Genomic DNA, 17,649 nt, shown 5'->3' on the forward strand with positions numbered 1-17,649 from the left:
ATTTATTTGGCTTTTATTATCGCTTTAGAACATAAATAATCTACTATTTCAGAAGACCATGTTAGTTACGTTTTAAATGCCAGAATAATCATATATTGATTTAAAAAATATAAACTAGTTCCCGTCATCATAAAAAGTTAAAAGTTCAAACTTTAAAGTCGTAAAGTAAGGGCTAAACCGGCTCTTAGCAAATCAAACAAAGTATGTTTACTACATTATGTATTTTTCCCTCTTTAGTTAAATCAGTTTAAGTTAATTATGCTTATGTCATTATCTTAATCACTTAAAACAGTTGTTGACCTATGTGTTGCACCTAGGTTTATTATTTAGTTATGAAATAACCATGGGGCTAAATTATGTATGTTAAGCAACTCGCCAAATTAATGGCTGTGACTGCCGATACTGTTCGTCATTACACACGTGTTGGGTTACTTAATCCAATACGCAGTGAAGAAAATGGCTATCAAGAATATACAAAGCAAGACCAGCAGCGTTTAAAGTTTATTATTAGCGCTCGTCAACTTGGTTTTTCACTCAAAGATATTCAACACATTATAGGCGAGTCAGAGCAGGGGAATTGTCCTTGTCCGTTAACGCGCAAACTTATTACTAAACGCCTAGAAGAAACCGAAGCACTATTTCAAGAAACATTAAAACTACGAAACAGAATGCATGCAGCGCTTGAGCAATGGGATACATCAGCCGATGGTGCAAATGCCAGTACCGTGTGTAGTTTAATAGAATCATTTGTTGATCCAATAAACGATTCTGCAAATAAGGAGCAGCGTAATGACGACTAATACAAAAGACACCGCGCAGAACTTTATTATTGAAGGCGCTAATTGCGGCAGTTGTGTGGCTAAAATTGAAAAAGCCCTTAATAGCGTGCAAGGCGCGCAAAACGTGGAAATGAACTTTGCACAGCGTACTGTACGTGTAGAAGGTAAAGCCCGCGAAAGCACGCTTATTAAAGCAGTCGAAAACATTGGCTATTCAGCTAAGCCAATGAGTAACGAGTCTGATCAAGATGCACTTGATGAAAAAGCAAAGTCGGATGAGGCACATTATAAAAAGCTAATGTGTAATATGATATTAGCGTTAGGGGTCGGTGCGCCGTTAATGATATACGGGCTTATTTTTGACATGAGTGTGACCACCGACACACAACGAATAGCCTGGTTTTTAGTGGGCATAGTCACGCTTGTGGTTATGGCTATATCAGGTAAACAATTTTACAACGGTGCATGGCAGGCATTCAAAAACCATGCTGCCAATATGGATACATTAATAGCGCTTGGTACAGGTACTGCGTGGCTGTATTCAATGTTTGTGGTAATAGCACCAAACTTATTACCACAAGTCGCAAGACACGTATATTTTGAAGCATCATCGATGATTATCGGTTTAATTAGTTTAGGGCTCGCTTTTGAACTAAAAGCACGTGGGCGCACCTCACAAGCAATTAAACGCTTAATTGGCCTGCAACCAAAAACTGCACGCGTAATTCGCGATGGGCAAGAGCAAGACATCGACATTAGTGATGTTGTAAAAAATGATGAAGTACGCGTACGCCCGGGTGAAAAAATCCCTGTGGATGGCGATGTTATTGAAGGCAGCAGTACGGTTGATGAGTCAATGCTTACTGGTGAGCCAATGGCCGTCCGCAAAAAAACGGGCGATAAAGTCGTTGCTGGAAGTATTAATAAAAGTGGCACTTTATTATTTAAAGCCACGCACATTGGTAGCGAAACCACACTGGCTAATATTATCAATATGGTAAAGCGTGCACAAAACTCTAAGCCATCAATAGGACGCTTAGCTGATGTTATATCAGGAATATTTGTACCAACAGTCATGATTATTGCGGCGCTTGCAGGCCTTGCATGGTTAAACTTTGGACCTGAGCCATCAATTGCTTATGCTGTTGTTGCAATAACCACTGTACTTATTATTGCTTGTCCTTGTGCGCTAGGACTCGCAACCCCTATGTCGGTTATGGTGGGTATTGGTAAAGCCGCAGAGTCAGGAATATTAATTCGAAATGGTGAGTCGCTGCAAACAACATCTAAAATCACCACCATGATTTTAGACAAAACAGGCACTATTACTCAAGGCACACCGCAAGTTACCGATGTAGTTACCTTTAATAACAGTGATGAGAATACAGTAATGCAACGTGTTGCAAGCCTTGAAAGTAGCTCAGAGCATCCACTGGCCCAAGCAATTACGGCATACGCTAAAAAGCAGGGCTTAGCTTTAAGTAAAGTAGCCGACTTTAACGCAATTACAGGTAAAGGTGTCACTGGCAGTGTTGACGGGCAAACATTGTTGTTTGGTAATAAAGCGCTAATAGATAAATACGATGTAGCCGTTGATGATGCAACTGAGCAAGCTCAAACACTTGCCAGTGATGCTAAAACGCCCATGTATTTTGCAAGTAATAATAAGCTCCAAGCTATTATTGCAGTAGCAGATCCTATTAAAGAGGATTCAGTTGAAGCTATTAAACGCCTGCAAGATAAAGGTATCCACCTAGTTATGCTAACAGGTGACAACAAAGCCACTGCACAAGCCGTTGCTAAGCAAGTCGGTATTGATGACTTTATTGCAGAAGTAATGCCCGATGATAAAGTAAACGAAGTAACAAAGCGCCAAGCAAACGGTGAAATAGTGGGTATGACAGGTGACGGTATTAACGATGCGCCCGCACTTGCGCAAGCAGATGTAGGGTTTGCAATTGGCACAGGTACCGATGTTGCAATAGAAAGTGCAGACATTACCTTAATGCGTGGTTCGTTACATGGCCTTGCTGATGCAATTGCAGTGAGTAATGCAACTATTTCAAATATTAAACAGAACCTATTTGGTGCCTTTATTTATAACGTGGCGGGTATTCCGATTGCAGCCGGCGTGTTGTATCCATTTTTTGGCATACTACTTAACCCTATTGTTGCCGGTGCAGCTATGGCACTTTCATCGCTTACAGTGGTAAGTAACGCTAATCGCTTACGTTTTTTCAAACCAAATAAATCGTAATTTAAGCTAAGGAGTACATTATGTTGATGATTAATATAGGTGGTGCACTGTTAATAGCCGCAATTATTTATTGGTTTTGGCTATACAAACCAGAGCAAACACAAAGTGATGACAACAAAGTAACAATAGTCGTTGATAACGGTGTTTATAAGCCAGGACACATTAAAGTGGCAGCCAACAAAGAGGTTGTACTTACCTTTGATAGAAAAGACAGCGCGCCGTGCGCCGAAACAGCGGTATTTCCACAGCTTGATATAAGTAAAACGCTGGCAATGGGTGATGGCAATACGGTTAAACTACCCGCGCTTGAAGCCGGTGAATACGACTTTTATTGCCAAATGCAAATGTACAAAGGCAAGCTAGTTGCCCAGTAATCTGAGCTAAGTAGGTGTTGGGGTCGTATAGTTGCCTTATATAAGCTGTATAAATAGATGAGTAGGAGTCGTTATACTCAATGAATAAACTAAACCCTAAAAAATTATTGAATAGTAAATGGACCGCAACACCAGCTATAAATAAAGAAAAACACTTCATTATTGTTGAAGTGGAATTTGATGAAGATGGCAATGTAATTGAATGTATTACTGAGGCTGTTATGTCAAAAAATCAGTATCCAATTAGTTGGCGAGATTTAAAAGATAACCAAAAGTGGCTACAAGGGTGGAAGTAGTTTAAATCTATATACTTTACCTCCCACTAGGGCGTGTTGATCTTTGTGGATTGAAATTTGTTCAATCTAGGGGCGATTAAATCGCGGCGCGAGGTTTGTAACCTAGTGGGCTAAGTAAAAACCGAGCAACAAAGAGTTGATCGTCCCTAGAAAGAACCCAAAGGGCAGTGCATGTTTGGTATTTATGCTGCGTTATCGCCTATTTATGGGGAATAACCACACTACATAGGCTCTGCCTTGCCTAAAAACCAAACATACTGCTGCAAATTCACCCACCAAAGATCAACACGCCCTAATAGCGGCACTTTTGCAGATAGCTGGCACACGATGTAGGTTTGCTTAACTCAAGCGAACCTATATTTTACGGCGCATTAAGTTATGAACTCAATGCTATAACTTAGCTCATATATCACATTCTTTCTGAGAAATTCGCCATTTTGCAACAAAACAGTTAATTTCAAAATATCCTTCCAAAATTTTTATAATAAATCTCAAAAAATAATGTAACTTACTGATTAAAAATAAATTAATTATTTAGTAGCCGCGAATAAATCCTATGTAATTTCCATGTTCATATTCAGTTTATTTTGAAGGCTAACCTAAACGCCCCCTTTATTGGCTTTTTAGCCAAAGTGTGTCTTTTTAATTAAACTTAACCAGTTGATTTATAATGGTTTATTGTTTTTAATTAAATGGCTGTTGCTAAATAGCAACAATAACACCTCCCCAAATTAAGCTTTTCTCGCTTTATATCGTTTAACTCATTGTTTTTAAATAATAAATAAAAAGTGGCACCGAAGTTGTAATACCTAGAGTGTATTAAGCAAAACGTGATTAAAGCCAAAGGCCTTAATCGTAACAACCCAATGAAGGAATACTATTATGAAAACATTTCAATCAACATTAGTACTAATGGCGCTAGCTTCTTCATCAGCGGCTTTTGCAGCAACAGATTTTGATACGCTAGACGTAGATGGTAATGGCGCAATCAGCCAAGCCGAAGCATCAGTGGATGCTGAGCTTTTAAGTAAATTTGAAGAACTCGATACAAACCAAGATGGTGAGCTATCTGAAGATGAGTTTTCTAAGGCCTAAAATTAAAGCCTTAAACAGTTAATGCTCTGTAATGTTATCTAAATTCTGAGTTGCCAAAGACAATCTAAGTAGGCAAGGGAGCCTACTAAAAAGAATAACCAGGAAGTGACTAGAGAACACTATAGAGCAAATTTATTTAGGACACCGCATACTTTTGAAGGATTAAATTATGAAAAAGCTACAATCAACATTTGTACTTATGGCTATTGTTTCTTCGTCAGTAGTATTTGCAAACACAGACTTTGAAACACTCGACGCAGACGACAACGCTTCAATTAGCCAAGCTGAAGAATCGGCGCAAGTGATAGAGCAATTTGACGAGCTGAATGTTCAAAGTAGCGGTGGTCCGACAGAAAATGATTTTTTTGAATATTAATTTATAAACACTTTACTCCTAAAGGATCTTTGAAAAGGACTTCTTACCTCTAATCAGGTCACCCCTAATCAGGCCCATAGCCTAAGGAAACGATTATGAAAACAACTCTAGCTTTTGTAGCCCTTGCTTCTTCTTCAGCGGCGTTTGCTGCGGTAGATTTTGATTCTTTTGATGCAGATGGCGACGGCGTAATTAGTAAAACAGAAGCCCAAGTAAACTCGCAACTAGTGCAGCTTTTTGATCAATTAGATGTAGATAGAAATGGCGAGCTATCTAAAGAAGAGTTTTCGAAGGTTCAGTAATAAGCTCTATATTTAAGTTAGTCGTAAAGCCTTACCAGACATACTCACAAAGCAGCTAAATAATTAATACTTAGCTGTTTTTTTGTGCATTTAATTTGATATATTACATTTTAGTCACCAAATTAGTGCAAAACTCGAGTTTGAATATCATTAAGTTGCTGATTGTTAAGTTATTTTATTATTGGTTTTAAACTTGCAAATCTATTTATAACTTAGGTTAATGAGTATTTAAAATGGCGCGAATGAGTTATATCAGTAGTGTTGAGCGCTACCACGAATATGAGCATGTAATACACAGTTTACTTGAATCTATTTTAATGAGTATTGAGGACGGATTAACTAAAGAGCGTGATACCCGCTATCTGATTAAGCAGTACCCATTTTTAGAATTACAATATTGTTTAAATGCAGAAGGTTTGCAGCAGGGTAATAATGTCTGCTTTAAACGGGCATATAGCAAAAAATTAGGTGAGAGTGGTAATCAACAAGATTTAAGCGAGCGCCCCTATTTTTTGAACGCTAAAACAAGTGATAGAGTGTGCTTTACTGATCCCTATATTTCTATAGCGACTAACCATTTATGTATATCAGCGATTAAAGAGCTAAAAAAACCGGTTAATAATCAACATTACTTGGTCGTTGATGTGAGCTTAACGCAGCTTATTGAGTTTGTAATGGGTGATACTGCGCGCGCTAATATGTCGCCTTACTTCAAAGCGGGTTACGGTATTATTGTGGCGTGCTTATTTTGCTTAGTATTATTTTTACTGAATATCGTTTTTAGTGATATATACGCGCTATTAACCCATGTAGATACCTCATCAGACCCACTTGAACCCTTTAGTATCATTATTTACATCACCTTGGCATTAGCAGTATTTGATTTAGGTAAAACAATACTCGAAGAAGAAATCCTTATGCATAAGGATATTTTTAGGCACTCATCTACGCGGCGCACTATTACACGGTTTATATCTACCGTGTTAATTGCTATATCAATTGAGGCGCTGTTAACTATGTTTAAAGCGGCGCTGGGGCAATCGGAATATTTAATGCCTGCAATAGCGATGATGCTTGCAGTAGTGGGGCTTTTAATTGCATTAGCTATTTATGTTTATTTAGGGGCAAAGGCCGAAACGCTATTAATGCGGGCTCGTTTAAAACAAAAATCCTCCAAGTAGGAGGATTTTTATATTACATAACTATTTAATAGTGATTTATTGCTTATCTTGCGCGCGTTTGGCTTTAAAGTCAGACTCGCTCGTCCACTTTGGCCAATCGCCATTGTTTGCAAGCTGTGTGGCTATATCAACAATAAGATCTATATCTTGCTTAACGCCACCTAACGACCAATCAGCAGAGTAGTCGTCTGCTTCTTTATGGTATTTATGCGCAATGTACTCAGGATCGGTATCACCCAGGCTCATAAATAATAAACTAGGCACGCCTTGCTTAGAAAGCGAGAAATGATCAGATCTAAAAAATAAGCCATTTTGCGCTCGAGGATCCATTTTAACAACACGGCCTTGTGATTTTGCAGCCTTTGCTAAATAGTTTTCCATTGTCGATAAATCTTTACCGTATTGTAAAATGTAGTCAGTGCCATCAAGCACGTTCATGCCATCAATATTTAATAGACCGACCATTTGTTTTGTAGGTACAACCGCACCCGATGCAAATTCTTCAGAACCAATTAATCCCGTTTCTTCTGCTGTAAAGTTAGCAAAAATAATTGAGCGTTTGAATGGTTTTTGCTTGTTTATTTTGCTCATGATGCGTGCTATTTCAAGCGTGGCTGCAGTGCCTGAAGCGTTATCTACTGCGCCGTTATAAATCTTAGGGCCAGTATCGGTTTGTTTAGTACCAAAGTGGTCCCAGTGAGCGCTAATAACAACGTATTCGTCAGGTGATTCGCTTCCTGTAATTTGTGCAACTACGTTATGCGATTTTGCATGTGATACTTCGTTTTTAAAGGCAAGGTTTGCTTTTAAGTTAAGTGGCGTCGCTTTAAAGTCATCATTTAATGCTGCTTGTTTTAAATCTTGATAGTTAAGCTTTGCGGCGTTAAACATTTGCTCAGTCGCATCAAGTGTTAGCCAGCCCATAACCGGTAATTTAGACGCGTTTAAGTTGTTATCCATTAACGTGTATTTAGTACCTGTGTTTGAACTTTCAACTACGCCCCAAGGATATGCCGCAGGTGCTGTTTCATGAACAATAAATACAGCCTTTGCACCTTGGCGAGCCGCTTCTTCATATTTATAAGTCCAGCGACCGTAGTAGGTCATTGCATTGCCAGTAAAAAGGGCATCGTTTTGAGTAGCAAAGCCTGGATCGTTAACTAGCACAACCACTGTTTTACCAGTTACATCAATATTTTTATAGTCATTCCAGTTATATTCTGGTGCATTAATACCGTAGCCCGCAAATACAACGTCAGAGCTTCTTACATCAATTAATGGCTGAAGTTGCTCGGTACGTGCGGTAAAGTCTTTGCCTGATTCAAAGCTCAAATCACCTACCTTTAACTGCATATCCTGATTAGCTGTCACCATTGCCATTTTTACAGGCTGTAAGTATTTACCTTTATAAGCACCGGTTAAACCCAGCGCTTCGTATTGCTCGCTCAAGTAACCGACCGTTTTTACTTCACCATGAGTAAGCGGGCCTCGGCCTTCAAAGTCATCAGAGGCTAGCGTTTTAATATGCTGTTTAATATTGCTAAGGCTTACACCGGCTGTATTTTCTAATGGAGTTTTCTCGCTTGCAGGCTCTGAGCAGCCAAAGAGTGCAACTAGCAAGCTTAGGCTAACGCTTTTTATAAGAGTAGATGCCATAGTTTTCATATTGTTATTTTATTAGGCTTTCAATATAAAGGAAGCACCGCAGCGATGTCGAATTTTTATAGAGAACTTTTCATTCAATTGCAGATTAATTAACAGCCCTTAGTAAAAAACCAGCGTAAGCTGGTTTTTTAACTTTAAGTAATAAATAATTACTTAAGCATCCGCTAATTTCACGCGGATCTTACTTTTATCAACAGTAGATTGGTTAAGTGCAGTAATTGCGCTTTTACTTTCTATGTCGTTTGGCATTTCTACAAAGGCAAAACCTTTAGATTGGCCAGTCTCTTTATCAAGTACCAAGTTACAGGTAGTCACTTTACCGTGCTCTGCAAATAAAGTACGAAGCTCATGCTCAGTGGTAGCACGAGACAAGTTACGAACTAATAGTTTCATAATGAACCTAAATAATTATGTCAGTATTAATTATCTCAAGTAACTCAGGTTTAACCTAATTTTATTTTAAAACAAATATAAATAAACACTCTATAGAAATAATTATTTGTATCACTATGAAAATAATAGATTTTATAATTAAATTTGAAATATCAGTAAATTGGTAATATTAATTGGTAATTGAATTGTGGTTATTTGCACAATTAATTGGTAAATTTGTATTTTATTAACTTACTATTAACCATAGAACTAACAATGTCTAAATATAATCTTAAACTGTGTAATGTAATTACAACCGCACTTCTATCTTGTTTAGTTGTTGGTTGTGGCAGCTCTGGCTCTGATTCTGCGGTGCAAAATAATGAAGCGATTACTTCACAAACTCCTGCAATAATTGGTGGTAATAGCCGAGGCGAAGTTATTAGTGATAATAATGATGCAATAACAGGCTCGTTAACTATTACTGATCAACAATCCGGTGAGGCTGCTTTTGTAGCGCAAGAAAATCGCGCTACAAGCTATGGTTTTTTTAGCTTAAATGCTGGTGGAGATTGGTCATACACATTTGATGATTTAAACGCTTCAATAACATCTTTAAGTGAAGGTGAAACACTGCAAGACACAATAACAGTAAACTCTGTAGATGGTACTGGCGCACAAATTATCATAACAATTGTTGGTGCACCAATAGCTCAAGCTGATGACTTTGAGAAAATATCACAGGTTTTATTGCAATCAGATGGTGTAGATTCTGCGCTTGACGCATATACACTTATTGAAAATGCATTCGGCGAAGGGGCAATTGAAGCTCCAGACTTATACGCTGGCAATCATGAAAGTGTTGTTCATATTATTGAAGATACCGATACGATAATTGGTAACCATTTTGTGTTTTTAGCCCATCGAGATGATGATCAAGATAAAGACAAAGGTGTGAGTGACAGGCAACGTAACGAAATAAAAACCTACGATAAATCACCACAAGAAACGCTGGCTTTTGAGGGCGAGACATTTCAATACAGCTGGAAATTTAAAGTAAGTAGCGAGCTTGAGCTTACGAGTAAGTTTAGCCATTTTTTTCAAATAAAAGCCCGAAATGATAGCAACGACAACACCAATGGCAACGATGATCAGCCTATTATTACGCTCTCGGGTGCGCAAAAAAATAGTACAGGTAATCAACTACAGGTTCGATATAGCGTAGGGTTTGATGAAAACGGTAACAGCACGGGTCTTGATAAAAACTTAATTGAAACCGACTGGTCTTTAATTACAGATGAATGGGTCGAGGTATTTGTACAAGCTACATTTAGTGAAAGTGGTAAGCTTGATATGACATTAACGCGCTTAAGCGACAACGCAGAGATATTTAATATAAGCGAGCAAAACATAGATATGTGGCGCGGCTTTAATGATGATGATTTTGCTCGTCCTAAGTGGGGAATATACCGCTCAATTGTTGAAACCGACAGTCTTCGAGTTGATGAAGAACGTGTTAGGTTTGCTGATTTTTCTATCACAAAAGGTAAGTTAGCGCAGTAAGCTATTTTATCAATTAGCATGAAAAAGCCGTTAATGATTATGCATCATTAACGGCTTTTTTTATTCTTTGAGAAAAGTGATTACTTCACTTCTTTACCCGCTGCTTGTTGATCAGCATGGTAGCTTGAGCGTACAAACGGGCCAGAAGCCGCGTGAGTAAAGCCAATTTCGTCTGCATACGCTTTTAAGCCGTCAAACTCTACTGGTGGCACGTAGCGCTTAACCGGTAAGTGATGCTTAGAAGGTTGTAGGTATTGGCCTACTGTTAGCATGTCAACGTTGTGTGCACGTAAATCGCGAAGCACTTCTTCAATTTCGCTAATTTCTTCACCTAAACCTACCATTAAGCCTGATTTAGTTTTAACTTCTGGGTGAGCTTCTTTAAAGCGGCGAAGTAATTCTAATGACCATTTGTAGTCAGCACCTGGGCGAGCTAGTTTGTACAAACGTGGCGCAGTTTCAAGATTGTGGTTAAACACATCCGGTGGCGTCTCGATTAATATCTCTAGTGCGCGGTCCATACGACCACGAAAATCAGGTACTAAAATTTCGATAGTAATAGTCGGGTTGTGCTTACGGATTTCGCGAATACAGTCAGCAAAATGTTGAGCACCACCATCACGTAAATCATCACGGTCAACCGAGGTGATTACAACGTAGCTTAGCTTCATATCTTTAATAGTAAGTGCTAGCTTTTCAGGCTCAGTGGCATCAGGTTTTAATGGGCGACCATGAGCAACATCACAAAATGGACAACGACGAGTACAAATAGCACCTAAAATCATAAAGGTAGCTGTACCGTGGTTAAAACATTCTGATAGGTTAGGGCACGAAGCCTCCTCACATACCGAATGTAAGCCATGCTTACGTAGCGCTTTTTTAATGCCGTCAATGCGTTCGGTTGATTTAGGTAAGCGAATTTTTAACCATTCTGGCTTACGCAACATTTCAGTTTTTTCTGTGGGTAAAACTTTTACTGGTATCAACGCCATTTTTTCTGCGTCGCGTAGTTTTACACCTGGTTCCATTTTGACTGGTTTATTCATTCGTTTTCAAACCCTTCAGTATGCTTAACCTGTGTTGCATTAAGCTTCTTGATCATGTGTTTCACCAATCCTTTACCCGCACTTTCTAGGTTTTGAGGACCCTCTAATTCTTTAGTTTGCACCATATTCATGCCCGCATAACCACATGGGTTAATGCGTAAAAATGGACTTAGGTCCATGTTAACATTTAATGCTAAGCCATGAAACGAGCAACCACGACGAACCCTTAAACCAAGGGATGCAATTTTACTGTCGTTAACGTAAACACCGGGTGCATCAGCTTTAGCATAAGCTTCAATACCATACTCGGCGAGTGATTCAATAATGCACTCTTCAAGCCATGTAACCAGTTCACGTACACCAATTTTTAAACGACGTAGATTAAATAATACATACATCATTTGCTGGCCAGGGCCGTGGTAAGTTACTTGCCCGCCACGGTCAACTTTAATCACCTCAATGTCGCCAGGAGCCAGTAAGTGTTCGTCCTTACCAGCTTGACCTTGGGTGAATACACTCTCGTGCTCTACAAGCCAAATTTCATCTGGCGTATTTTCATCACGGGTGTCGGTAAAGTCCTGCATTTTTTGCCAAATTGGCATATAACGCTGACGACCCAGTTGGCGTACGATCAAAGTGTTTTCGTTCACAACAAATCTCAACTATGGCTTAAAGCATGTGGCGTACGTCATCAATATTGCTGATCACGTTGTAAATTTCTTCAATGTGTTTGCCACTAGTAACTGTTGCTACAAGGCTTACTGACTCGTAATTACCTTTGCTGCTTGGTTTTACTTTAGGGGCGTAATCGCCAGGTGCTATTGGTTGTAACTTAGCTAAAATTTGATCAGTTAAGTTTACATTAGCTAAACCCATTATTCTGAATGTAAATGGGCAAGGGTACTCTAGGTACTCATCAAATTTAGTATCTTTAACAGGTTGAACCACGACGGTGACTCCTCATACAAAAGTGTGGACTCTATGCAAGCTTGAAGCTTAATACAGATAGGCAATTAGCAGTCTTGCTTATATGGGGCGCATTCTAACATTTTTCAAGCAAAAAAAAACGCCTCACAGTGGAGACGTTTAAATTAGTTACCCTAGTTAATAGGGGAGCTATAAATTACTGCATGATCTGTAAACGTAAGTAATCATAAATTTTGCTAAAGAAGCTGCCTTCTTCCACTTCTTCAAGTGTTACTAGTGGGTATTGAGCAATATCTTCGCCCTCTAGTTGTAAGAATAACGTACCTACTTTAGTACCTTTAGCAAGTGGTGCTTCAAGCGTATTATCTAGCTCAAAGTTAGCTTTAAGGTTTTTATGCTGACCACGTGGGATAGTAATCGGTGTATCTTCTAAAATACCTAAAGATACATTTTCTTTGTTACCCATCCAAATGCGTTGTTCTGCAAAGCTATCGCCTGCTTTGTAAGGAGTAATTGTTTCATAAAAACGAAAACCATAGTTAAGTAGTTTTTTACTTTCTACTTTACGAGCACGTTCGCTGGTAGTACCCATAACAACAGCAATTAAACGCATATCGTTTTTAGTGGCTGAGGTAACTAGGCTGTAGCCAGCTTCTGATGTATGGCCAGTTTTAATACCGTCAACATCTAAGCTTTCGTCCCATAATAATGAGTTACGGTTATATTGTTTAATACCATTGTAGGTATATGACTTTTCTTTATAGATGGCATATTCTTCTGGTACATCACGGATAAGTGCAGCGCCGAGTGTTGCCATGTCACGTGGGGTCGTGAAGTGCTCGTTGGTATCAAGGCCGTGGCTGTTAATAAAGTGACTGTTACTCATACCTAATTTAGCAGCGTGTGCATTCATTAGATCAGCAAAGGCGCTTTCGCTTCCAGCAATATGCTCAGCCATAGCTACACAGGCATCATTACCTGATTGAATAATGATACCGTGGTTAAGCTCATCAACACTAATTTGCTTACCTACTTCAATAAACATCTTTGAAGATTCTGGGAAGTTTTTAGCCCATGCTTTTTCGCTTACCGTTACCATATCTGTAGGGGCAATATTACCTGCGTTAATTTCAGTACCAATTACATAACTGGTCATCATTTTAGTTAAGCTTGCTGGTGCTAGCTGTGTATCAGCTTCACCTTCAGCAATTACTTTACCTGTTGTAAAGTCGACTAAAAAATAACCTTTTGCATTAACTTGAGGTGGTGCCGGAATAATTTGGGCGCTGGCTGAAAATACGGCGGCTGTACAAACTAGGCCGCATACACCTTTGAGGATTTTATGTTTAATAGATTTCATCATACTCATTAATGGTTAAAGTTAAAGATTCGCGTTACGTCATTTTATACCCAAACTACTCCGAGATGCGAGCGTCGTTGGAATTAAAAACAATTTAGGCAAGGCATTGATTGCAAATAATAGTTACTCTATTGTTCAAATCAATGACGCAGTATAAATTGTTTTTAAACTAACCCTTAGGGCGTTTTACTGGAGCTTACTCTCTGCGTTGTTACTTTTTAAAAGGGATTACCATTTCTGCAAAGTAGCGCCTAGATATTAAGCCCCAGTGCAACGCTGAATTCTGCATCCTGGGATAGTTTGGGTATTAGTCTTACTGAGTGTAAAGCAAGAACGCGTTTTGAAATTGATTTTGTTTTAATTTTTTAATACTTCGTCTGCATGAGGGGTGTCTTTTATTGGCCCTAAATGCAGTCTGTAAATATCGTCTTTTTGAACGATATTTGTTGGTAATTTGTATTGCTCTCGCAATGTGCTGGCAAGCGCTTCAATATTAGCAAGTGTACTACCTGCAGCTACCTGAATATAGGTTTGACGCGCAGTTGCGCCCGCAAGCGTAACGGCCTCTAGCTTAACCTTTGCTGTACCATGGGTGTAATAGCCAAGCTTATAAGCGGCTGCGTACGAAAGGTCAATTATTCTATCGTCATGAAATGGGCCCCGGTCGTTCACGCGAACGATTACCGACTTACCATTTGCTGTATTGGTTACTTTAACAAAGCTAGGTAACGGCAGCGTTTTATGCGCTGCAGTCATGGCAAACATATCGTAGGTTTCACCATTTGAAGTGTGGTAACCATGAAATTTACGACCATACCAAGAGGCAATGCCTTCCTCACTATAACCCGTCTCATCAAGCATGGGCGAATAGCTTTTACCAAGCACAGTGTATGGGCGGCTAGCGCTAGCACTTTTAGTTACTTCGGTGACTATAGCGTCTTGCATCTCAAGTGTAGTCGGGGCTCTAAGAGGTGCTGAATCATGACGCATGCTATAGCGGCTACTAGAACCGCTACTACACGCACTTAAAAGCAAAATTAAAAACGTGGTAAATATAAATTGATTAGTGTGTCGCATTATTTTAAAAGCATCCTTTTATCTGTCGCGATTGACATAATAATGCCAAATCCTGCCATGAGCGTTACCATTGATGTGCCGCCATAACTAATCAGTGGTAGTGGTACGCCAACAACAGGTAATAAACCCGATACCATGCCTATGTTTACAAATACGTACACAAAAAAGGTAAGAGTGAGTGCGCCTGCGAGCAATTTACCAAATGCATCTTGTGCATTAACAGCAATGTATAAACCACGGCCAATAATAAATAAATAGAGGCTAAGTAAAACACATACGCCAAATAAACCAAACTCTTCGCTTAACACCGAAAATATAAAGTCGGTGTGGCGTTCAGGTAAAAACTCTAGTTGTGATTGTGTACCTTGTAACCAACCTTTACCTTCAACACCACCAGAGCCTATTGCTATTTTTGACTGAATAATGTGATACCCCGAACCAAGCGGATCGCTCTCAGGGTCTAAAAAGGTGAGTACACGCTGCTTTTGATAATCGTGCATACCGTAGTGCCAAAATGGCCACGCAGCAAGAGTTACCATTGAGCTTAAAAAGCCAATTAATCGCCAGCTCAAACCCGATAAAAACAACACAAATATACCTGAACTTGCAATAAGTATAGCTGTACCCAAATCGGGTTGCTCTTTAATTAATAACGTAGGGAGCATGACAATCATAAAACCAATAATCAAGTGCATTGGCCGAGGAGGTAAGTGATTGCGCCCTATGTACCATGCAACAGTCATTGGTACTGCCAGCTTCATTAATTCAGCAGGTTGAAACCGTGTAATACCTAAATCTAACCAGCGCTGTGCGCCTTTGGAACTTACGCCAAATAAAAGTACACCCACTAGCATAAGTAAACCAATACAATAAAGTGGGATCGCTAGGCGTTTTAATGTGGCAGGTGAAAATTGGGCTAAAACAATCATAGCCACAATCGCACCACCCATACGGGTCATGTGCCTGATCATCATAGAAGACTCTTGACCGCTGGCGCTGTAAACAACCATTATGCTACCAGCCATCATTATAAGTAATGCAATAAGTAGTGGTAGGTCTAGGTGCATACGCATCCAAATAGAACGTTTATCGTGCAAAGCGGTCATGGTGTATCGTTCCTTGCTAGATTAACGGGATTGGCTGCAAAGTAGTAATCCATAAGTTGGCGAGCAATTTGAATACCGCCGTGATTGTTTTCTAATACAACCGACACCACAATTTTAGGATCGCTGTAAGGTGCAAAGCCTACATAAATTGTGTTATCGCGTTGTCGCTCTTTCAGAGAGTCTGCATCGTAGCGTTCACCTTGGGCAATACTCACTATTTGCGCGGTACCTGTTTTACCAGCCGAGTCGTAGTTAGTCCCTTTAAATGCATTGTGGGCTGTGCCCGATATTTTTTGAACTGTGTTATGCATTGCATCTAACGATACTTGCCAATGACGCGGATCTTCTAAAATAACAGGGGGTTTTTCTTCGTTGTTAATTTGCGTTATGTCGTTATCTTTTTTTATCACTTGCACCAAATGAGGTGGATGATTAATACCACGATTAACCAAAATATTAGTCGCGTTTGCAATTTGAATTGGTGTGGCAGTCCAGTAACCTTGGCCAATGCCTACCGAAATTGTGTCACCAGGCCACCAAGACTCTTTAAAGCGGTCTTCTTTCCATTCTTTTGAAGGTAGAATAGCAGTAGTTTCTTCGTGAATATCAATACCAGACAAATCACCGTAGCCAAAACGGGCCATAAAATCGCTTATTTTAGTAATACCAAGCCTATAAGCGGCATCGTAAAAATAAGTATCGCACGATTCTTCAATGGCTTTGTATACATCAACGTGGCCATGACCCCAGCGCTTCCAGTCACGCCATTTATGCTCTACGTTTCGTATTTCAAAAAAGCCTGGATCCCACATGGTTGTTGTTTCATTTACTATATTTTCTTCAAGCGCTAATACAGCCATTAAGGGCTTTACTGTAGAGGCCGGCGCATAACGACCTTGCGTAGTACGGTTTATTAATGGACGGTCTTGGTTAAGCAGCGCTTTATAATTTTTGCTGCTAATGCCGTGCACAAATAAGTTTGGATCGTAACTTGGGTTTGAATAAAGTGCCAGCACGCCGCCATCTTTTGCATCCATAACGACAACAGCACCACGCATATCTTTAAGTGCATGCTGTGCTATTTGTTGGAGGCCAACGTCTAAGGTCAGCACTAAATCGCTACCAGGTTGAGGAGGGATCATACTTAGAGTGCGAATTACACGGCCACGGTTATTAACTTCTACGCGTTGTGAGCCTACTTTTCCGTGCAGTGTTTCTTCGTAGTATTTTTCTAATCCGAGTTTACCAATATCGTGCGTAGCGCGGTAATTAGTTGCACGGTCTTCTTGTTCTAATTGGTTTAGCTCTTTTCTATTAAGTTTAGCAACGTACCCCAATGCATGGGTAAGTGTATCGCCAAATGAGTAATAACGAGCAAGGCGTGCTTCAATACTAAAGCCAGGAAATTTATGTTGATTAACCGAAAATTTCGCCACTTCTGTTTCGTCTAAGCGGGCTTTTAATACTTGTGATTTAAAACGGCGGGTGTGTTTTATATCTTTTAAAAAGTCTTGTTTATCTTGCTCTGTAATCGCAATTATTTTACTTATTTGGTCAAGCGATTCGTCAAGGTCGTCAACTTCTTCAGGAATGACTTCAAGGTTGTAAACAGGCTTGTTTTCAGCAAGCAATACGCCATTTCGGTCGTAAATTAAGCCCCTATTGGGTGCAATAGGAATAACTTTAATACGATTATCGTTGGAGCGAGTTTGGTAGTCTTGGTGATCTTGTACCTGAATAGTATAAATATTAGAAAGTAATACAGCGACTAATCCTAATACAAAAACAAAACCCACGAATGCTCGCCTAGCAAATAAGTTTGCTTCTGCGGAGTGGTCACGAATAGTGGGTCTATGTTTTAGCATGGCAAGGC

General features: G+C 39.5%; 17 protein-coding genes and 1 pseudogene. 9 read left to right on the forward strand and 9 right to left on the reverse strand.

The genetic code is table 11. The annotated features are described in order from the left end of the window. Nucleotides 1-356 precede the first annotated feature (356 nt). The 8 genes from P20652_RS13400 (at nucleotide 357) to P20652_RS13365 (ending at nucleotide 6,660) form a co-directional block, all read left to right on the forward strand. Nucleotides 357-800 carry a MerR family transcriptional regulator gene (locus tag P20652_RS13400; RefSeq protein WP_008166857.1) on the forward strand — a complete coding sequence of 148 codons (444 nt, stop codon included), beginning with the start codon at nucleotides 357-359 and terminating at the stop codon, nucleotides 798-800. After that, nucleotides 790-3,036: a heavy metal translocating P-type ATPase gene (locus P20652_RS13395; RefSeq protein ID WP_008166859.1), complete on the forward strand. Its 2,247-nt coding sequence runs from the start codon at nucleotides 790-792 to the stop codon at nucleotides 3,034-3,036. Before P20652_RS13400 ends, P20652_RS13395 begins: the two co-directional genes overlap by 11 nt. Nucleotides 3,037-3,056: 20 nt before the next feature. Beyond that, nucleotides 3,057-3,410 carry a cupredoxin domain-containing protein gene (locus P20652_RS13390; protein WP_008166860.1) on the forward strand — a complete coding sequence of 118 codons (354 nt, stop codon included), beginning with the start codon at nucleotides 3,057-3,059 and terminating at the stop codon, nucleotides 3,408-3,410. 80 nt (nucleotides 3,411-3,490) lie between these two features. Then, nucleotides 3,491-3,706: a TIGR02450 family Trp-rich protein gene (locus P20652_RS13385; RefSeq protein ID WP_002958506.1), complete on the forward strand. Its 216-nt coding sequence runs from the start codon at nucleotides 3,491-3,493 to the stop codon at nucleotides 3,704-3,706. 882 nt (nucleotides 3,707-4,588) lie between these two features. After that, nucleotides 4,589-4,801 carry a calmodulin gene (locus tag P20652_RS13380; protein WP_007585535.1) on the forward strand — a complete coding sequence of 71 codons (213 nt, stop codon included), beginning with the start codon at nucleotides 4,589-4,591 and terminating at the stop codon, nucleotides 4,799-4,801. Between the two features lie 169 nt (nucleotides 4,802-4,970). After that, nucleotides 4,971-5,177, forward strand: coding sequence for a hypothetical protein (locus P20652_RS13375; protein WP_008166862.1), 207 nt, complete (start codon nucleotides 4,971-4,973; stop codon nucleotides 5,175-5,177). A 95-nt stretch (nucleotides 5,178-5,272) separates the two neighbouring features. Then, nucleotides 5,273-5,479, forward strand: coding sequence for a calmodulin (locus tag P20652_RS13370; protein WP_008166863.1), 207 nt, complete (start codon nucleotides 5,273-5,275; stop codon nucleotides 5,477-5,479). A gap of 233 nt (nucleotides 5,480-5,712) precedes the next feature. Continuing rightward, complete coding sequence (locus P20652_RS13365; protein WP_033017192.1) at nucleotides 5,713-6,660, forward strand: PDC sensor domain-containing protein; 948 nt, start codon at nucleotides 5,713-5,715, stop codon at nucleotides 6,658-6,660. A gap of 36 nt (nucleotides 6,661-6,696) precedes the next feature. Here the strand turns inward: P20652_RS13365 and P20652_RS13360 are convergent, their stop codons facing one another. Continuing rightward, nucleotides 6,697-8,316: a M28 family metallopeptidase gene (locus tag P20652_RS13360; protein ID WP_008166867.1), complete on the reverse strand. Its 1,620-nt coding sequence runs from the start codon at nucleotides 8,314-8,316 to the stop codon at nucleotides 6,697-6,699. Nucleotides 8,317-8,478: 162 nt separating this feature from the next. Beyond that, a complete protein-coding gene (locus P20652_RS13355; protein WP_002958513.1) occupies nucleotides 8,479-8,718 on the reverse strand; it encodes an RNA-binding protein in 240 nt (79 codons plus the stop codon). A 255-nt stretch (nucleotides 8,719-8,973) separates the two neighbouring features. Between P20652_RS13355 and P20652_RS13350 the strand changes: the two genes are divergently transcribed. Then, the gene (locus P20652_RS13350) at nucleotides 8,974-10,260 is read left to right on the forward strand and encodes a VCBS domain-containing protein (protein WP_033017198.1); all 1,287 of its coding nucleotides are present in this window, start codon (nucleotides 8,974-8,976) and stop codon (nucleotides 10,258-10,260) included. A gap of 80 nt (nucleotides 10,261-10,340) precedes the next feature. Here P20652_RS13350 and lipA read toward each other — a convergent pair whose 3' ends face one another. The 7 genes and pseudogenes from lipA to mrdA form a co-directional block, all read right to left on the reverse strand. After that, nucleotides 10,341-11,306, reverse strand: a complete 966-nt coding sequence (gene lipA / locus P20652_RS13345; RefSeq protein ID WP_008166871.1) for a lipoyl synthase — start codon at nucleotides 11,304-11,306, stop codon at nucleotides 10,341-10,343. After that, the gene (lipB, locus tag P20652_RS13340) at nucleotides 11,303-11,956 is read right to left on the reverse strand and encodes a lipoyl(octanoyl) transferase LipB (protein ID WP_008166873.1); all 654 of its coding nucleotides are present in this window, start codon (nucleotides 11,954-11,956) and stop codon (nucleotides 11,303-11,305) included. The genes lipA and lipB overlap by 4 nt, the downstream gene beginning before the upstream one ends. Before the next feature lie 19 nt (nucleotides 11,957-11,975). Continuing rightward, the gene (gene ybeD, locus P20652_RS13335; protein WP_002958517.1) at nucleotides 11,976-12,254 is read right to left on the reverse strand and encodes a DUF493 family protein YbeD; all 279 of its coding nucleotides are present in this window, start codon (nucleotides 12,252-12,254) and stop codon (nucleotides 11,976-11,978) included. A gap of 175 nt (nucleotides 12,255-12,429) precedes the next feature. Continuing rightward, nucleotides 12,430-13,593 (reverse strand): serine hydrolase, encoded by a 1,164-nt coding sequence (locus tag P20652_RS13330; RefSeq protein WP_008166875.1) that lies wholly within the window; start codon nucleotides 13,591-13,593, stop codon nucleotides 12,430-12,432. A 313-nt stretch (nucleotides 13,594-13,906) separates the two neighbouring features. Continuing rightward, nucleotides 13,907-14,670, reverse strand: a pseudogene (locus P20652_RS13325) (septal ring lytic transglycosylase RlpA family protein). After that, nucleotides 14,670-15,776, reverse strand: a complete 1,107-nt coding sequence (gene rodA / locus P20652_RS13320; protein ID WP_008166879.1) for a rod shape-determining protein RodA — start codon at nucleotides 15,774-15,776, stop codon at nucleotides 14,670-14,672. Before rodA ends, P20652_RS13325 begins: the two are co-directional and overlap by 1 nt. After that, on the reverse strand, nucleotides 15,773-17,641 hold the full coding sequence (gene mrdA / locus P20652_RS13315) for a penicillin-binding protein 2 (RefSeq protein WP_033017193.1): 1,869 nt from the start codon (nucleotides 17,639-17,641) through the stop codon (nucleotides 15,773-15,775). Before mrdA ends, rodA begins: the two co-directional genes overlap by 4 nt. Between the last annotated feature and the right edge of the window lie 8 nt (nucleotides 17,642-17,649).

It is taken from the genome of Pseudoalteromonas sp. BSi20652, from assembly GCF_000239855.1.
Lineage (GTDB): Bacteria > Pseudomonadota > Gammaproteobacteria > Enterobacterales > Alteromonadaceae > Pseudoalteromonas.

What these genes read in the sequence shown, in the direction of transcription:
- P20652_RS13400 (WP_008166857.1), top strand. Translation starts at nt 357, where the DNA reads ATGTATGTTAAGCAACTCGCCAAATTAATGGCTGTGACTGCCGATACT.
- P20652_RS13395 (WP_008166859.1), top strand. Translation starts at nt 790, where the DNA reads ATGACGACTAATACAAAAGACACCGCGCAGAACTTTATTATTGAAGGC.
- P20652_RS13390 (WP_008166860.1), top strand. Translation starts at nt 3,057, where the DNA reads ATGTTGATGATTAATATAGGTGGTGCACTGTTAATAGCCGCAATTATT.
- P20652_RS13385 (WP_002958506.1), top strand. Translation starts at nt 3,491, where the DNA reads ATGAATAAACTAAACCCTAAAAAATTATTGAATAGTAAATGGACCGCA.
- P20652_RS13380 (WP_007585535.1), top strand. Translation starts at nt 4,589, where the DNA reads ATGAAAACATTTCAATCAACATTAGTACTAATGGCGCTAGCTTCTTCA.
- P20652_RS13375 (WP_008166862.1), top strand. Translation starts at nt 4,971, where the DNA reads ATGAAAAAGCTACAATCAACATTTGTACTTATGGCTATTGTTTCTTCG.
- P20652_RS13370 (WP_008166863.1), top strand. Translation starts at nt 5,273, where the DNA reads ATGAAAACAACTCTAGCTTTTGTAGCCCTTGCTTCTTCTTCAGCGGCG.
- P20652_RS13365 (WP_033017192.1), top strand. Translation starts at nt 5,713, where the DNA reads ATGGCGCGAATGAGTTATATCAGTAGTGTTGAGCGCTACCACGAATAT.
- P20652_RS13360 (WP_008166867.1), bottom strand. Translation starts at nt 8,316, where the DNA reads ATGGCATCTACTCTTATAAAAAGCGTTAGCCTAAGCTTGCTAGTTGCA.
- P20652_RS13355 (WP_002958513.1), bottom strand. Translation starts at nt 8,718, where the DNA reads ATGAAACTATTAGTTCGTAACTTGTCTCGTGCTACCACTGAGCATGAG.
- P20652_RS13350 (WP_033017198.1), top strand. Translation starts at nt 8,974, where the DNA reads ATGTCTAAATATAATCTTAAACTGTGTAATGTAATTACAACCGCACTT.
- lipA (WP_008166871.1), bottom strand. Translation starts at nt 11,306, where the DNA reads ATGAATAAACCAGTCAAAATGGAACCAGGTGTAAAACTACGCGACGCA.
- P20652_RS13330 (WP_008166875.1), bottom strand. Translation starts at nt 13,593, where the DNA reads ATGAAATCTATTAAACATAAAATCCTCAAAGGTGTATGCGGCCTAGTT.
- rodA (WP_008166879.1), bottom strand. Translation starts at nt 15,776, where the DNA reads ATGACCGCTTTGCACGATAAACGTTCTATTTGGATGCGTATGCACCTA.
- mrdA (WP_033017193.1), bottom strand. Translation starts at nt 17,641, where the DNA reads ATGCTAAAACATAGACCCACTATTCGTGACCACTCCGCAGAAGCAAAC.